The organism is Bacillus sp. FSL K6-3459 (assembly GCF_038003305.1).
In the GTDB taxonomy this organism is placed as follows: Bacteria; Bacillota; Bacilli; order Bacillales; family Bacillaceae; genus Bacillus; species Bacillus pumilus_O.
The window spans coordinates 811,928-829,747 of record NZ_JBBOOW010000001.1; the positions used below are offsets into that span (position 1 = coordinate 811,928).

At 38.3% G+C, this 17,820-nt stretch carries 12 protein-coding genes and 2 other annotated features; of the genes, 9 read left to right on the forward strand and 3 right to left on the reverse strand.

Annotation, left to right across the window (positions count from 1 at the left end; genetic code table 11):
- Positions 1-190: 190 nt before the first annotated feature.
- From MHI35_RS03845 to MHI35_RS03865, 5 genes are all read left to right on the forward strand, one after another.
- Positions 191-1,375 carry a DUF1835 domain-containing protein gene (locus tag MHI35_RS03845; protein ID WP_211063695.1) on the forward strand — a complete coding sequence of 395 codons (1,185 nt, stop codon included), beginning with the start codon at positions 191-193 and terminating at the stop codon, positions 1,373-1,375.
- A gap of 74 nt (positions 1,376-1,449) precedes the next feature.
- Positions 1,450-1,672: a binding site (T-box leader), on the forward strand.
- A gap of 38 nt (positions 1,673-1,710) precedes the next feature.
- Positions 1,711-1,934 (forward strand) — a binding site (T-box leader).
- 52 nt (positions 1,935-1,986) lie between these two features.
- Positions 1,987-3,909, forward strand: a complete 1,923-nt coding sequence (gene thrS, locus MHI35_RS03850; RefSeq protein ID WP_211063694.1) for a threonine--tRNA ligase — start codon at positions 1,987-1,989, stop codon at positions 3,907-3,909.
- Between the two features lie 173 nt (positions 3,910-4,082).
- The gene (locus tag MHI35_RS03855; RefSeq protein WP_144522578.1) at positions 4,083-4,649 is read left to right on the forward strand and encodes a hypothetical protein; all 567 of its coding nucleotides are present in this window, start codon (positions 4,083-4,085) and stop codon (positions 4,647-4,649) included.
- A gap of 17 nt (positions 4,650-4,666) precedes the next feature.
- The gene (locus tag MHI35_RS03860; RefSeq protein ID WP_335349808.1) at positions 4,667-5,956 is read left to right on the forward strand and encodes a hypothetical protein; all 1,290 of its coding nucleotides are present in this window, start codon (positions 4,667-4,669) and stop codon (positions 5,954-5,956) included.
- A gap of 313 nt (positions 5,957-6,269) precedes the next feature.
- Positions 6,270-6,551, forward strand: coding sequence for a hypothetical protein (locus MHI35_RS03865; RefSeq protein WP_003217864.1), 282 nt, complete (start codon positions 6,270-6,272; stop codon positions 6,549-6,551).
- 53 nt (positions 6,552-6,604) lie between these two features.
- Here MHI35_RS03865 and MHI35_RS03870 read toward each other — a convergent pair whose 3' ends face one another.
- Positions 6,605-8,113, reverse strand: coding sequence for a helix-turn-helix domain-containing protein (locus MHI35_RS03870; RefSeq protein WP_335349809.1), 1,509 nt, complete (start codon positions 8,111-8,113; stop codon positions 6,605-6,607).
- 711 nt (positions 8,114-8,824) lie between these two features.
- Here MHI35_RS03870 and MHI35_RS03875 point away from each other — a divergent pair.
- The 4 genes from MHI35_RS03875 to MHI35_RS03890 all read left to right on the forward strand — a co-directional run bounded on the left by MHI35_RS03875 (position 8,825) and on the right by MHI35_RS03890 (position 16,961).
- Positions 8,825-14,977, forward strand: coding sequence for a SpaA isopeptide-forming pilin-related protein (locus tag MHI35_RS03875; protein ID WP_335379116.1), 6,153 nt, complete (start codon positions 8,825-8,827; stop codon positions 14,975-14,977).
- A 21-nt stretch (positions 14,978-14,998) separates the two neighbouring features.
- Positions 14,999-15,601: a class D sortase gene (locus MHI35_RS03880; RefSeq protein WP_012009295.1), complete on the forward strand. Its 603-nt coding sequence runs from the start codon at positions 14,999-15,001 to the stop codon at positions 15,599-15,601.
- Positions 15,594-15,920 (forward strand): hypothetical protein, encoded by a 327-nt coding sequence (locus MHI35_RS03885; protein WP_335349671.1) that lies wholly within the window; start codon positions 15,594-15,596, stop codon positions 15,918-15,920. The genes MHI35_RS03880 and MHI35_RS03885 overlap by 8 nt, the downstream gene beginning before the upstream one ends.
- A gap of 228 nt (positions 15,921-16,148) precedes the next feature.
- Positions 16,149-16,961, forward strand: a complete 813-nt coding sequence (locus MHI35_RS03890; protein ID WP_335349670.1) for a leucine-rich repeat domain-containing protein — start codon at positions 16,149-16,151, stop codon at positions 16,959-16,961.
- 155 nt (positions 16,962-17,116) lie between these two features.
- On the opposite strand, the gene MHI35_RS03895 is transcribed toward MHI35_RS03890, so the two are convergent.
- Both MHI35_RS03895 and MHI35_RS03900 read right to left on the reverse strand, forming a co-directional pair.
- A complete protein-coding gene (locus MHI35_RS03895) occupies positions 17,117-17,431 on the reverse strand; it encodes a DMT family transporter (protein ID WP_003217878.1) in 315 nt (104 codons plus the stop codon).
- Positions 17,432-17,776, reverse strand: coding sequence for a DMT family transporter (locus tag MHI35_RS03900; protein ID WP_003217798.1), 345 nt, complete (start codon positions 17,774-17,776; stop codon positions 17,432-17,434).
- Between the last annotated feature and the right edge of the window lie 44 nt (positions 17,777-17,820).

Below are 17,820 nucleotides of genomic sequence, written 5' to 3' on the forward strand. Positions count from 1 at the left end.
GAAATTCTCAAAGCGAGCCCAGTAAACAGATTGCCCCAATTCATGGGATATAGTCTCTTCAATTCTGCATTCTATAAAGATCTTAACCTCTCATTGTCATACTTTTGAATGAAATTGACTCAGTAGAATTGACGCAAATACCATGAATAGGTGAAGATAAAATAAACTGTAAGATAAAGGGAGACGAATGATGATACATATCGTATTTGGGGCAGCGACTGCCGGTAGTTTAAAACAAGCATTCTGCGAAATGAAGCAAGATCAAGTAAATGATATCATCGCCTTTGATGACATTTATTCGATTGGACCTCTTCTGCATTTGCACGAACAAGAAGGACAGGAGAAACGTATAGAGTGGCTTCGTCACGTGATGTCAAATGAATATGGCTATTTTGATGACATGGTCACCGGTCAGCATAGAATGTTTCAGCAAATAAAAAATATACAAGATGGTACTCGTATCCTCATCTGGACAGGCAATAATGCCCATGAGCAAATTGGTTTGCGATATGCCATCTATTTATTAAAAAAGAAAAACATTGAATTGTCTCTCATCAATACAACGACTGCATTTGACAAGCTGTTCAATACAAATACAAGACGAATGGATATTCGGCATGCCGGGGAAATCACATCTGAAAAATTGCAGGTTTTGTACAGAAGTAAAGAGCATATTCACGCAGTGTCAAAAGATGAAAGGGAGAACTTACAAAACGAATGGCTATTATTTGCTAAAGAAAACCATACCCTGAGGGTTTGGCAAAAAGGACAAACGATCAACGTACCAGAGGATGAATTTGATGCTTATTTAGTGAAAATGGCTAAGCGACTTCATCAGTCTCATTCAGAAGAGGAGTACATCGTAACGCCACGCTTAATAGGAGAAGTGATCGGTCATTTAGAACAGTATATCGGTGATGATTTTATTGAGTATCGACTGAAGACATTAATTGATCAAGGGATCTTTGACATGATAGGAAGGCGCACTTCCATGCGTTATTACTCAATTAAACTGACAGAATTCGGTCAGCGCTTCAAAAAATGGGTGTGCTGTCGAGAATTTGAGGATCATCCTTTTGTGAAAATTGAAGGAGATTACGGTGGTGAACCTTTTCATTGTGGGCATTGTCAATGTCATTTAGAAAGAGATGATGTACCAGTAAGCGATACCCTTTTCTCGAAGATATGGAATTGGAATATACAGTATGGCCGCTGGTTTGACGAAGAGACAGATGAATTGGTGCTAAATGGTGCAGACATGGAAAAGAAATTCAATCAAGATGGAGAGCGTATTACTGAAGAAGTGAAACGAGCCTTATCCCCTGCGTTTCAAATTGAATACAGCCCAAGTGAATACACTCAATATGTCATTTAAAGAATGAATTTCAATTGCTCTGAAAAAAATAAAGCTTTACATGATCCATCATCTTCATGTAAGATATGGAGAAATTAAAAGCGAAGAAAAGGACATGAGCCATTTTTACTGGTTACCAGAGAGGGAAGTCACGCTGAAATCTTCCTAGCGCAGAAAAATGTCTTACCACCTTTGAGCTGTATTGGGGAAATCATAGTATCCAATATCGTCTACGCCACGTTACGGCACCAGAGCCATAGAGCGAATACGCGATATGGGAATTTGGGTGGAACCACGGATTACACATTCGTCCCTTTATGAGGGATGGGTGTGTTTTTTTTGTTCACTCAACTATGATCATTGCTTTGAAAAGGACATGAGCAGCTTTTATCGGTTACCAGAGAGGGAAGTCACGCTGAAATCTTCCTAACGCAGAAAAGTTGTCTTACCACCTTTGAGCAGTATTGGGGAAATTCAAGTATCCAATACCGACTTCGCCACGTTACGGCACCAGAGCCATAAAGCGAGTATGCATTATGGGAATTTGGGTGGAACCACGGATTACACATTCGTCCCTTTACAAGGGATGGGTGTGTTTTTTTATTTTTTAAAAAAAGAAAGGTGTGTCAGTCATGAGAGAAAAAATGGTGAAGATTCAATTTCCAGATGGAAAGATAAAGGAGTTCTCTGCAGGTACGACTGTCGCAGATGTTGCCTCCAATATTAGCCTAAGCTTAAGGAAGAAAGCAGTGGCAGGAAAGGTCAATGATCAAATGGTCGATGTCAGTCATCAGCTGGAAAGCGATGCCCGGCTGTCTATTGTCACACTCGATTCAAAAGAAGGCCTTGAAGTGCTGCGCCATACATCCGCACACGTATTAGCTCAAGCTGTGAAAAGGTTATATGGCAATGTCACACTTGGAATCGGGCCTGTTATTGAAAATGGATTTTACTATGACATGAAGCTGAATCAAACATTAAGTGTAGAGGATTTGGCTGCTATTGAAAAAGAAATGGAAAAGATCATAAACGAGAATCATCATATCCAAAGAAAGGAGATTTCCTACAAAGAAGCTGAATCGATGTTTGAGCATGATCCATATAAGCTGGATATTTTAAAACGTCTCCCATCTGAAGAAGCCATCACAGTGTATCAGCAAGGTGAATTTATCGATTTATGCCGCGGGCCTCATTTACCTTCTACTGGATTCGTAAAGTCATTTAAGCTAACACGTGTTGCAGGGGCTTATTGGCGGGGCGATAGTCAGCAAGATGTATTGCAGCGAGTGTATGGTGTCGCGTTTCAACATCCAAAACAACTAGCTGAGTATCTTCATTTCATGGAAGAAGCGAGCAAACGTGATCACCGAAAATTAGGGAAACAATTATCTCTGTTTATGTTTTCAGAAGAAGCGCCAGGTATGCCGTTTTACTTACCAAAAGGTCAGCTTGTGAGAAATGAATTAATGGCCTTTTCAAGAGAAGTTCGAAGCAAAGCGCAATATGAAGAAGTGAGTACACCGTTTATGATGAACCAAGAGCTATGGGAAAAGTCAGGGCACTGGGATCATTACCATGAAAATATGTATTTCTCAGAAGTAGATCATACAAGCTTTGCTTTAAAACCGATGAATTGTCCAGGACATATGCTCATGTTTAAAAACAGCTTATTTTCATATAGAGACCTTCCGATCAGAATGGCTGAGTTTGGTCAGGTGCATCGTCATGAATTTAGCGGCGCATTAAATGGATTGTTCAGGGTCAGAACCTTTTGCCAAGATGATGCCCATATTTTTTTGAGAGAAGATCAAATTGAAGCTGAAATCAAACGGATTTTCCAATTAGTTGATCATGTGTATCGGACATTTGGATTTGAGTACTCTGTGGAACTATCCACTCGTCCAGAAAAGGCGTTAGGGGATGATGCCATTTGGGATATTTCTGAATCAGCGCTAAAGAATGTGCTTGATCGGCTAAAGGTCGATTATCAGTTAAATGAAGGAGATGGGGCATTTTATGGACCGAAGATCGATTTTCATATTAAAGATGCCTTGCAGCGGAGCCATCAGTGCGCCACAATCCAGCTAGATTTTCAAATGCCTGAGAAATTTGATTTAACATATATCAATGAAAAGAATGAAAAGGTACGGCCAGTTGTGATTCACAGTGCCATTTTCGGTTCTCTTGATCGTTTCCTTGGCATTCTCATTGAGCATTTCGCAGGCGCCTTCCCGTTATGGCTAGCACCAGTGCAAGTACAAATCATTCCTGTCTCAAAGATTCACCTTGATTATTGCCTCGAGGTGCAGCAGCAATTAAGAAAGATCGGCATCAGAGTCACAATCGATGAACGGGATGAAAAGCTCGGCTATAAAATGAGAGAAGCACAAATGCAAAAAATCCCTTATATCGCTGTCATTGGCGATACAGAAATGGAAGAAAAAACACTGAATATCAGACAGCATGGAGAAAAGACTTCAAAACAGCTGTCTATTGATGACTTTCAACACATGGCGGCTCAACAAATAAAAGATAGAACAGTTGCCCAAATATGATGTACTGATTTCATGAAGAAGGATAAGACGTTCATTGAATGATGGGCGTCTTTTCATTTGTGAAAAAAGCCGAATTGACAATAGGAAGGGAAAATATTGAAACATTTTTTCGGTGGAATCGTAATAAAGATAGAGCGTTTAACAGAAACATTGAAAACGGAGAGGAGTATTACATGGAACAAGCTACACTGAAAAAGATGAGAAGAAAACAGATAGCTGTCTCTAATTTAATAGTCTGCATCATGATCGTCGCTTTTTTTATCTTGTTTCAAATGTCTGATATTCGATTTACACATTTCTTTCTTTGTTTAGGATTTATCATGCTCTTTCTAAGTATTTATGGTTTTATTAAGAAAGGCTCAACAAAGTCTTTCATTCCTATTTTCGAGCAGATAGCCATTTATGAAAAAGAAAAATTGGGGGAAGAGTGGGAGAAAGAAAAGAGGTCAGAAAATATTTCGAGAGTGGTATTGAGTGGTCTGATGTTTCTCCAGTCATTTAGTTTCCAAGATGTAACGAATCCATTCTTAAACATACAACCTATACTTTTACTTTTCTTATTATTTGTAACTCTAGCCCTTATTAATTTAAGCATGCTTTATCGCTTTAGAAAAATTGACCGGTCGACGGAAGGTGAATTAAAAGGCTTTACAAAGGAATCAAACATGATGTCATTGGTTTTAGGATTATTATCAGCGATCATCATAGTCGGTTTTATTGTCACCTTTCTTCTTCCATAAAACATCATTATTTTGAGGTGAAACCATTGAATGCAAACATTCAACAACTAATCGATCAGACAAAGGCGAAATTTGGCTTAAATCTTTACTATTTAAAAAGACACAGCTTTTATCGTTACGTCAACATGTTCAATGAAACGATTTATACTTTTAATATGGAATGGTTCCCCTCTCATGAAGCTGAACCTGTGGACGACGATGTCAACCCAGACGGTACAGCTGTGATTGAAGTGAATTTGAATACAGGACAGATCGAATCGGTTATTTTTGTCATGGACAAAACCTATGCGCAGCATGGTGTCACGTTTAAGAGACCTTATCCAGCTCATGTCATTCAATGGATCGAACAAGAAACAGGGTTGATCTATGGAGAGCATTTTCATATGCATCAAAAGGAGAAAGGGGAACTTTCTTTCGAAGAAGCAATAGATGATGTGCAAGTCACACCTTCAGGTAGAATCGAAGTGAAATGGAATGAACATGGACAGCTCATGTACTTTACACACAACGGCCCATTTTTAGCCAAAACATTACTGAAAGCTGAGGAATATGCGCTTTCTCTTGATAAGCTGGAGAACTTAGCTGAGCAGCAAGTACAGCTGTTTCAATTGCCTTCCTTTGAGCACAACCGAATCCGATCTATTTATGCGTTAGAAGAAATTTATGTGAAGAATGATGGCACAGGAACGCTTCCGTTTGAAATTGGGCGTGAAGAAACGCATTGTATACACATGAATGAGGTCATTGAATGGAATGAACCGTTAAACAATACCTATGAAAAAAAAGAAATAGACATTCATGAGAATATTTCAGCTGAACAAGCTTTCTCATTGGAACCGTCACCAGATTCCTTCCCGATATCAAAAGAAGAGCAAGCCGAGTGTATCAAAGCAGTTCGAACCTTCTTGGCGCAAAAATATCCAAAGGATACAGGGAAGTGGGTTCTGAAAACACTCCATCGTGATCATGGATACATCCATGCGGTATTAAAAACGAACGGGCAAGAAGGCAGTGGGTTTATGGACAAGATCAAGGTCTTCATTGACGCCAGCTCGTTTGAAGCCGTTAATTACATAGACAAAAAAGAAATGTTTCAAGTGTGCGGGATACTGAGTCCCTCTCAATCAGCAAATGAAATTTCTGTATCTCAGCCAGAAGCCTTTGAAAAGTTGAGAGAACGTCTTGAACTTACACCTATCTACGTCTATGACGAAGCACAAAAACAATATGTTCTATGCGGAAAGCTCGATTGCCATGATGGTGTTGATGCAGAGAGCGGTGAAGTGTTTTCTTTGAAAGAGCAGTGAGGAGCTGTTCTTTTTTGTCTCATTGGACCAATTTTTTGAAGAAATTTGGAATTTTGTAGCAGGAAGTTGTCGTTTCATCACGAAAGAAACAAATAAGAATATGATCATAGGTCCATCGGTTGGAATATGAGTAGACGTCATACATATGAAACACTCATGACAGTCAAGTTGATCTACAATGCTTTTTGAAAAAAATGAAATCGTGTCTCTAGTAGTATACGACATTTGGTGGGCTGACATCATAGGATGACTTTGAACATGTTTGGTTTAGGTAAGCTTGAAGCCATGATAGAAGAAAGTGAGGATATCTACCTTGAGTACATTGGAAGTGTTTCGTCAGTTTTTGGTTGACCATTATCCTGCGTTACAAGATGAACTTTGGCTAAAAGATGTTGATACTCTTCGAATCTCTCCTATTCTTCATCCTTTTCTGAAAAGCAAGCTGCCAGAGGGGATCGAAAAATTCACTTGTGTCCTATTCACGCAGCAGACAGATCAAACGGCTGCACCGCTCAAAGTATACCTTCTATTAGATGAATATGAGCAATCACTTTATGCCATTGATTTGATGAATGAACAAATCGTGCTTCATTAATACAGAAGCAAAAAGCTGCTTGAGAGTTCCTCAGCAGCTTTTTTTGGTGAATCTTAGTTTGTCATATCAACCAATCTTGAGTACAAGTTGTCCAATTCTTTCTTTGTTGGAAAAGAGCTGATCAGCAGCGTAGACCGTCCTAATTGATGAGGAAGCTCAGTATCGGTCACAATCATATCAATCCCAAGTCGATCCATTGTCAGTTCATTTAATGTATTTTCTGGACTTGTGAAAATATGAATGAGAGGAGGCAATCTTAATTTAATTAAATCCGCAATCAACAAACTATGATTATAACCTAATGTTGAAATGACAAAAATGTTCAACACGTTTCTCCGATCCATTTCCAAATGAACAAGCCCTCTCCAGTTAGAAGTAATGATACGAATCAATTCTCGTTCATTTTTCACAAAAGAAGCGAGTATATCGTCTGTTTTTAACTCTTGGATGATGTGAGTAATCCTCGAATAGAAGTAAGGAAGCTGTTTTTTTACCTCTGATAAATACCTCGATTTCTTTTTGAAAAGGAATCCATCTCTTACGGTAATTTCCCTAGAATACACATAATATTGGAGAAGAATCAGTGTCATCACCTTGCGATTAGCCACCTCTTGATGAAAAATCAACTCCAATTGATTGATAAAGGAATGAATGGCTTCGAAGAGGTGTGGTGTATGCGATTGAAAGAACGTCAATTTTTCTTCGACAGTTTCAATTGATTTATAATGGCCAATAGCTGGTTCAATCAATAGTAAAAAGACAAATTCGTGACGATCTAACGTAACACCAAAAGTGTCCTTTGTCATTTGGCAAACGTGTTCTTCCAAGTTTTTGATTTGTTTATAGGTACCTTTAGCTGTAGATGTTTGTTTTTCCTTATCCATTGAGTACGTATAATTGCGTCGTATGGTAAAATTTTTCCTCACTCGGTGTATGGAAACGGCGAGCCATAGGCAAAATTTATCTATCGCCACATCTGGTAGATTGACTTCGAGCACCTGAAATAGCTTTTGTAAAAAATCAACTGCATCTTGCTTTTGAATATCATCGAATGGCCAAAGCCTGCTTCCATAGACTTCAAACAAAAATTCCACAAAAAATTGACGAATCTCCTTCTCATTTCCATGGAACTGCATACTATCTGGTCGTATCTCAATGTCATACGAGATAAGAAGCGAATTGATTTTATGAATGGTGTTATACAATGTGGATCTACTGATATTCAGCGTGTCCATCCATTCATAGAAAGACCTGTTTTGTTCAAAGAAAACGCCGTCGATCAATCGAATTTCAATCGTATTTTTTAGAATTTCTTTGATATAGTAGTCGACTCGTATCGTCTGTGTATAACAAATAGATATGCCTTGTCTTGGCTTTATGTGGATTAACGGCTCTCCGTTCTCTGTTTGGAACGACTTCATTTGTTCTAAATCGCTTTGAATGGCACGAACCGAACCGATTTGTTCATTCGATATCTCTTGAAGGCTCCACCACTTATCTTTTGATACAAGCAGTTTTAAAATTTTTATCCATCTCTTTGATTTATTATCAATGAGCTCCATTAAACAACTAACTCCTTCCCTTGGCTTGCCTCTATATTATGAAGTTCACTTAAAGACCATTTGATTTTCTAAATAGGCATAAAATGATTTTAATGTTTAGGCTAAATCGTTTTGTCTTAACTTTTCGTGATAAAAGAGAAAAAAATTAGACGAAAACAAATGTTATGCCCTGATTCTCCATATATTTCTTTTAAAAGGTGATAAGTAAGCCATGATTCCTATAAAAATGGATCAATTTAGATATTTAAGTTTATTTTTTTGCTGTTGAAACGGTAAATGTAAGAATAAAACGCAACAGCTTTTTGATTACCATATGAAAGGGAGTAGAAAGGAATGCGATTTATATAATGCTGAACTGACTCACCTTACATACGATATGATACATGCTTGTTTCATATGAACGAACCATATGTGAATACATGCTTATATATGCATGTACACATCGTTTATTGTTCATTCCAGTATAAATAGAAAAATTCACATTTAATCTTTTCACGATCCTCTCACTATTCCCCATTTCTATAGACCCCTATTTAGTTACTATACCCACTACTCATGATTTCCTTTCAAGCTCATGATTGATCAACTCATTTAATTCATAGGGTCTTAAGGTGCACTTTTCAAAAAAATATTTGATCAGAAGCGGAGTGATTGATCTGACAGTATACAAATGAGTTTTTTATCATTGTTGAAAATTAATTTTAGAAAAGGGTGGATGTATTGAAAAGAATATTGTCATTGGCTCTCATCGCGGTGTTAGTCATACAGTCTAGTATATTAGGAATCTTGCCTTTAGCAGGGGCACAAGCTAAAGAAAGCCAAGAAAACATTTATGGGGATATTGAGTTTGCTGATAGCGAAGGAAACAAGTTATCAAACATAGAAGATCAGCAAGTTAGAAAGGCAATTGTTCATTGGTCGATAAAAGGAATAGATCTAAAAAAACAATATCCGTATGTTCTCACTCTTCCTTCAGCCATACAGGTAGAGAAGGAGCAAAAGGAATCAATTACAGTAGGTGACATCATTATTGGTGAGTATACCGTTTCAAAACAAAATGAAGTGACGGTCATATTTAAAGAAGATGTTGAGCTTGATCCAAATCTAGAAGGATCAATAGACATCGATGTCACCAGTATAGCTGAGCAAAAAGAAAAAACAAAGCAAAACGAGCGTGAAGAAAGCCTTCCAAAAGATGACTCAACCTCATCTGAAAAAGACGCTAAGAATCAAGAAGCCGCTCAAACGAAACAAAACGATGAAGATGAATTACTTAAAAACAAAGTGAGCGTATCTAAGCGTGTAGGGCTGCAAAGTGTTTCAAAACAAATGCAGATACAAGAAAATCTTCTCACTGATGCGAAATTAATTTTTGAAGATCAGGAAGGAAATTCAGTTGATAAGCCTGACATCAACTCGCTTATTTCCATTAACTATGAGTGGGCGATCCCAAATGGTCATAGCTATAATGGCGGGGATGAATTCCATTTCAAGGTTCCAGAGGAATTAGTGATTTACGAAAAAATCAATCGTCTTGAGATGAAATTTAATCAGGCAACCATTGGTTATTTTTCTGTAGATGAAAGCGGAAATGCCTCCATCGAATTCACAGATTTTATTAAACAATATTCAAATATCCATGGAACACTTCAAGTATGGACGCAATTAGATAAAAAAACTGTCATTACTGAAGAAAAAGAAGTGGTCATTACCCCGATTGAAGGCAAAGATAAGATATCGATCCCGATTCAATACATTCCAAATGGTCCAAACGTCTCGAAAAAGGGAGAACCAAATCGATCTTACAATGCTGAAACCATTCAATGGACAGTCGATTTTAATATGGACTTAGACGATGTGAAACAAGCGAAACTGTTAGATCCGATTCAAGAAGGTCAAGAGTTAAAGAAAGATTCAATCAAGCTTTATCGTGTTGATACAAAGCTAAATGGTGAAACATCGATTGGTCAGCTGCTTGACGAAAACCACTACACGATTGGCCAAACAGCAGATGGTCAAGATTTCACGATTGAATTTAAAGATGACGTGCATCTCGCTTACCGTTTAATGTATGAAACAGACATTACGAATCAAGACCAGTCTGCGTTTCGTAATAAAGCGTCCCTTGTCTCTGCTGATAAAGTGATTAGTTCAGCGGAAGGAACAGTGAATGTGACAAGAGGCAGTCCTTTAAATAAAAAAGCCGCCCAATACGACCCAGTCACACAAACAATTACTTGGGAAATTCGTTATAACTATAACGAAAAAAAGATTGCTGAAAAGGATGCTTTGTTAGAAGACTTCTTTAATGGCACACAGTCGCTGATTACTGATTCATTTCAAGTCAAGGAAGTCACAATTGATCAGAATGGCAAAGAATCAGGAACAAAAGCGTTTGAAGATTATGTGGTTCAACCTCAAAAAAAGGATGAACAAAATGGGTTTACCTTGCAATTCAATCAAGATATCCAATCGGCTTATCTCATCACATATCAAACAAAAGCAACCGAGCGGATTTTCGAAGCTGAAGACATTATCAATACCGTAACAGCTGGCAAAGAGAGCAAACAAGGGAAGCAAAGAATTGACCAGCAAATCTTAACGAAAAATCATGGAACACCGAATTACAAGAACAAGACCATTCCATGGCGTATCATCTTCAACAAAGATCAACAAACCATGAACAATGTGATATTAAAAGATACGTTTACAAACGAAGGATTGACGCTGCAAAAAGATAGTTTAAAAGTGACGACAGGTAATACAGTGCTTGAAGAAGGCACAGATTATCAAATCGTTGAACATGCAAATGGATTTGATATTCAATTTATGAAAGAAATCAAGACAGAACATACCATCACATATACAACGTCTTTTGATTATGAAAAAAGAACAGATAAAGATCAAAAGAACTTGCGTAACCACGTAAAGCTTGAATGGGTAAATGAAGATGGCAAGGATTTGACGAAGGAAAATCAATCTGTCTTCACGCCTGACACATACACGCAGTCAAATGGTTTCAAGAATGGAACATATGATGCAAAGAAAAAAGAGATCACATGGAATATCGGTGTGAACTATAACTTGAAACATTTAGAAGAGGCGAAAATCGAGGATTTCATTCAAGGAAATCAGCGTTTGCTTAAAGAGTCAATCATCGTCTACTCGCTTGATTTACAAGGCGGGGAAAATGGTGCGGAAGAAAAAGAAGTATTAGCGAAAGAACATTATGACATCAAATTCCTTGAAAATGAAAAGGGAGAATCAGGCTTCGAAGTCATTTTCAAACATGCCATTGATTCCCCATACAAAATCACGTATCAAACAAGTGTTGAAGGAATGGATTTAGTACAGAAAACCTATGAAAATAAAGCAACCCTTTATGATGGAAAGACGAAAGAATCAGATGTGAATGCTGTGGTGTCCATTCCAAATGGAGGGAAATACACGAGCAAATCAGGAAATCAACAAGGGAAAGTCATTGATTGGAAACTGAATATCAACTTTGGTCAATCAACAGTCCAAGATGCGACGATTATAGACCATCCGAGCAGTAACCAAGCCATAATAGAAAACTCATTTCATCTGTATTCGACAACAATAGATGAAAAGGGGCAAGTGACCAAAAAGGAAGAGCTGGAAAAAGGGAAGGATTATGAACTAGACCTTGAATTCGATCCAGATTCTTTTCAAATCAAATTTAAAGAAGAAATCACGAGACCCTATATTTTAGAATACCAATCTCTCATTTTAGATAAGGTGGGAAGTACACTTCAAAACGAAGTAACGTTTAGAGGTGAAAATGTAAAAGAAATCAAAAAGGAATCCGAAGCCTCAATTGTGGTCAAACGTACCGCTGGCATGGGAGATGGCACTGGAGCGGTTGGCGCTTTAACCATTAAAAAGGTAGATGCGAGTAGTGGAAAAGCGCTAAAAGGAGCAAGCTTTTCTCTGACTGATGCTGCGAGCGGTATCGTCATTGGAACAAAGACAACAGATGAAGAAGGATCTCTTCGATTTGATCGTCTTCTGTATGGTGACTATATCGTGACAGAAGAGAAAGCACCTGATGGTTATATAAAAACGAAGGAACCGATCAATGTCACGATTGATCAGCCTTACGAATCAGGAGATCAAGCGAAAACAGGAAATAGCATGACGGTTCAAAACCAAGAAATCCGCCAACATGTCCAGTTAACGAAAAAAGACAAAGAGACGGGTGCGGTATTAGAGAATGCAGAATTTGAACTGAAAAATGAATCTGGAGATACCGTCCAAACCGATTTGAAAACGGACGAAAAAGGAGAAATCCTTTTCAAACATCTTGAGCCGGGTTCCTATTATTTTGTTGAAACAAACGCACCGAAAGGCTATCAATTAAATCAGCAAAAATGGCCGTTCACCATTAAAGAAAATCAAACAGAAACAACGATTGTCACCGCAGTAAATGACATCATCAAAGGCTCTGCTGAATTGAGCAAAATAGGTGAAGGCGGAGAGAGACTAGAAGATGCACAGTTCAAGCTCTTAGATCAAGACGGACATGAGCTAAAAGGTTCGCTTGTCACAGGAGAAAATGGCAAAATCACGATAAACGAACTAAGACCGGGTACGTATCAGCTCATTGAAACAAAAGCACCTGATGGTTATGTATTAGATGAAACACCCATCACATTTGAAGTACCACTCGATCCAAAAGAACCAGTCATCATTTCACAAAAGAACCTATATGAAACAAGTGCATTAGAAGTGATGAAAGAAGGGGAAGATGGTAAGAAGCTTCAAGGTGTTCGATTTGACATCACGGATCAAAATGACAAAGTGGTACGTAAAGATTTGACAACAGATGAAGATGGGAAGCTTTTGGTCGATAACCTCAAACCGGGCAAATATCAGCTTGTCGAGACAGAGAGTATTGATGGGTACCAAAAGAAAAATAAACCTTATCCGTTTACCATCGAAATCGCACAAAAAAAACCAGCAGAGATCAAAGTGATCAATGATCTCAAAACTGGAGCTGTCCAGCTCACGAAGCTTGGTGAAAAGAATGAAGCGCTTGAAGGAGCAGAATTCAAGCTTGTAGATGCGAATGGAAAAGAGATAAAAACAGGTCTTGTCACTGATCAGAACGGGGAAATCATCGTCAATGATCTTAAACCTGGAACCTATCAGTTTGTTGAAACGAAGGCTCCATTCGGTCATGAGCTTGACGAAACACCTGTCACTTTTGCTATTCCATTTAACCCTGAGAAGCTGGTCAGTGTGACAAAAGAAAATAGCCGCACAACAGGCGGAGTGCTGTTACACAAAAAAGGCGAAGACGGGAAATCATTAGAAGGGGTTGTCTTTGATCTATCTGATGCCAAAGGAAAGATAGTGGCAGGAGGAGAAGGGATTACAACCAATCAGGATGGAAAGATTACCTTCACAGGTCTAAAACCTGGAACCTATCAATTTGTTGAAAGAAAGAGTCTTGAAGGCTATGAATTGAGTGCGAAACCACTTGTCTTTGAAGTTGAATTAGGTCAAAAAGAATTGATTCAAGTGGAGGCGATCAATCAGCTCAAGAAAGGTTCTGTAGAACTAACAAAAATAGGGGAAGAAAAAGAAAGATTGAAAGGCGCAGAATTTACACTTTTTAATGAAAATGGTAAAGAATTGATGTCAGGTTTAACAACCAATGAAAAAGGTATCATCACTGTTAACGATTTGAAACCAGGCGCTTACCAATTGGTTGAAACGAAGGCTCCTTTTGGACATAAACTTGATGCAGAACCAGTAGACTTTAAGATTGATTTCAATCCAAATCAACTGGTGAAAGTGACAAAAGAAAATATCCGGACGACAAGTGCTGTAAAGCTTCAGAAAAAAGGGGAAGATGGTCAACTGCTCGCTGGCGTGACCTTTGACCTGATTGATGCGCACGATCAGCGTGTGAAGAAAGACTTAAAGACAGACAAAAACGGTCAACTGACAGTCGATCAACTGAAGCCAGGAACCTATCACTTTGTCGAAACAGCAAGCATTGCAGGCTATGAATTGGATCAGACACCTGTCTCATTTACGATTCGATTAGGTCAAGACAAACCAGCAAAAGTAGAAATGATTAACAAACTGACGCCGGGAGCAGTGGAACTGACCAAAGTCGATGATGAGGGACATACGCTCGAACATGCAGAGTTTGCTCTTCTGAGTAAAGAAGGGAAAACGTTGAAGAAATCACTTGTAACGGACCAAAAAGGAAAGATTCATATCAACGATCTAAAACCGGGAGAATATCAATTCGTTGAAACGAAAGCACCCCATGGCTATCAATTGGATGATCAGCCGATCCTGTTTACAATTGAGAAAAATCAGCAGAAGCCACTTCAAGTAACAGCTAAGAATCAATTGATCTTAGGAAGTCTGCGTATCATAAAGGTAGACCAGCAGACAGATAGAACTTTAAAAGGTGCAGCCTTTGACATTCGTACAAAAGCCGGGAAAACCATAAAATCTGTGACAACAGGAAAAGATGGAGAAGCCATTGTCAAAGGGCTTAAACCTGGTGAATATACACTCACAGAGACAAAAGCTCCAAATGGTTATGTAGCTTTAAAGAAACCACTCGCTTTTACAATTCAAATGGGTGAAGTGGAGATCAAGACATTGATTGTGAAAAATGCTCCGGTGAAGAATGAAGTGGACCACACGAATCCTCCAGCCTCAGATAAGGGGGATCAACATCCACCTCATGGCTCAAACTCAAACGGGGAGCTGCCAAAGACTGGGGAAGAATGGCTACGTTATTTGATGTATGCAGGTATTTTATTAGTAGCTTCTGGAACTGTACTTCTTGTTCTTAGAAGAAGAACCATTCAGTAAAAGGAAGGATCGAGTGTATTGATGAAAAAAAGAACCTTATTAGGCAGCTTTTTGGTGGTCGCGGGGCTAATGCTCATTTCCGTTCCTTTTATATATGAGTGGCGCACTTCTCAAGAGACAGCAGCAATGGAACAGGCATTAAAGATGATTGAAGAAAATGACAGTGATGCCCTTTCTTCTATTCCACATCTCACTGTGTCAGAAGAAGACCTTCGAGATGTGATGGAGCTAGAGATTCCATCAATTGATTTAAACGAAAAAGTGCTTCCTGTTACATCAAAAGAAAATTTAGGTATAGCTCTGACTCAAATCAAATCTCATCAAATGCCAGGTGAAGGAAATTTCACGATTGCAGGCCATAGAGGGTATAGAGGCGATCGGCTTTTCAGGCAGTTGCCAGAGGTGCCGAAAGGAGAAAAAGTCGTCTTACATCATCAAGCGGAAACATACGAATATAAAATTGTCAGCTCAGCTACGATTGAACCGACGGATGTTGATGTCCTCAAGGATCGCGGGAAAAATGAACTGACATTGATTACTTGTACTCTTGATGGTCAGAAACGCTTTGTCTTAAAAGGAATACGAATCAATGCTTCAAAGGGTGAGCAACCGTCGGATGTATAACACCAACATAATAGATGATGGGTACGATGGAAAAGCAGCGCTCACGACTGGCATGCTACACCAATTGTTATCAGCACATTATCCAACATTAAAAAATGAACGTTGGGATGTTGATGTAGATACAATTCGGACTTCGCCTATTCTTCATCCTATATTAAAAAGAAAGCTACCAATTGGTATCGAAAAATTCACCTGTGTTTTGTTCACACAGCAAACAGTAGCTTTTGGAGAGCCTTTGATTGTGTACTTTTTATTAGATGAAAAAGGCGAATCGATTTACGCAATGGATCTCTTGCTCGAGCAGCAAGAGATCCATTAAACGAGAAATACAAAAGAAAAGGCTTTGATTATTAAGGTAGAAAAGTTAAATCAGTCAAATCATTAGGACTCTAATTCATAAATGAATTGGAGTTCTTTTATTTGTTTATATAGTCCTGTTTCTTCGAAAGAAATATCGGAAAGAGCTAAAGATGATCATGTTTTGACTCCAAATTTCTGATAAAATTCATTTCGATCATCCGTCATTAGTAGATATGGAGGTAAAAGAATGCGAAAAGAAGACCCTCAATATATTTTTCGTAACGATGCACGACCAGAAGTTGTTCATGATTTAGCCGATGTAGATGAAAATGCCACTGAGTTGTTAATCACAGGAAAAACAAAAAATATTGAAAGATTGAAATCTTTTTCTAACCTGACGAAATTGTGGATTTACAAAGTGAGCCAAAAGGACTTCAATACGATCTTGAGCTTAGTTAATCCCAAAATGCTCTTTGTGCATGAACTGAGAGTAGAAGATTTATCAATCATCAGTTCTCTTAAAGATGTTGAGGTATTGGCACTTGAATGGAATACAAAGGCACAAAGTTTATGGGATTTATCAAAAAACACTTTTTTAAAATCTTTATCCATCACAGATTTTTCAAAGTTGAATGACATAGCCCCTTTGCAAAAAAACACTGGTTTAGAACTGTTACAATTGTCAGGAGGGATTTGGAATACATTAAATATAAATACTCTTCAACCTTTAAGGTACCTCAAGAATTTAATATATCTGTGCTTATCAAATATAAAAGTGAAAGACGAGTCTTTAGAGCCAATATCGGAATTAGAAGGACTCAAGGAACTTGAAATTTCGAACCAATTCCCGACAGAAGAATATGCTAGGTTATCCGTAACCCTCCCAAATACGAAGTGTGATCGTTTTGCACCGTACATCTTTTTATCAAGTCCTATTGTAGATAAAGATGTGATGGTTATTGGAAAGCGAAAACCGAAATTAAATTCAAAAGTTGATGGGGAAAAGTTGAAGAAATACGAAGAACAATTTAAAGCGTACCAAAAAAAGTATATCAATTAACTTAAAAAGCAATGGAAAATCAATTCCATTGCTTTTTCTATTGCTAATGTAATGGTTATACCATCATAAACTTCATGCTAAATGGTGTTCTAATTGATATTTTCTGGTCCAAAACCAAACCCGTTAGGCTTTGATCCCTTCCTTTTGTTATTCCATTACGCAAACAACTTCAGCCCGACGACGCCAATCACAATCAGCAACAAGCTGAGGATACGAATCATGTTTTTCGGCTCTTTAAATAGAATCATATTAAACAAGACAGAACCCGCCGTTCCAAGCCCAATCCAGACCGTATAGGCAACGGATACTTGAACGGAAGAGAACGAGGCGTATAAAAACAAAAAGGATAAGGCAAATCCGCCGACAAATAAAATACCTGTCGTGATTTGTTTCTTCTTACTAAACATATTGAGACCAATGGTGCCGCCAATTTCGCAGGCAGAGGCTAATAGTACAAAAAACCAGCCCATTTATACCGCTTCTCCTTTCTGCTCATGTGCATCTCCATCAGACACTTTCAGCCCAATAATCCCGAGAATCAAAATCCCCATAAATAAGAGCTTTTCTAATGAAAACGAACCGCCAAACAGCGCATAATCCATCAAAGACGTACCAATCGTTCCAACTCCGGCAAACACGGCGTACACGGTCCCTGTCGGCAGCTTCTCACAGGCTTTCATTAAAAAATAAAAATCAACCGGGATCAGGCAAATAATGATCGCCCACTCCCACACCGCATCAGCTCTATTTAAACCAAACACCCAAAGTAATTCGAATAAACAAGTGAGTGCGACATACATCCAACTTTTTTTCATCGTATTTCCTCCTAAAACTTAAAACTGACGATTCGTCATTTTGA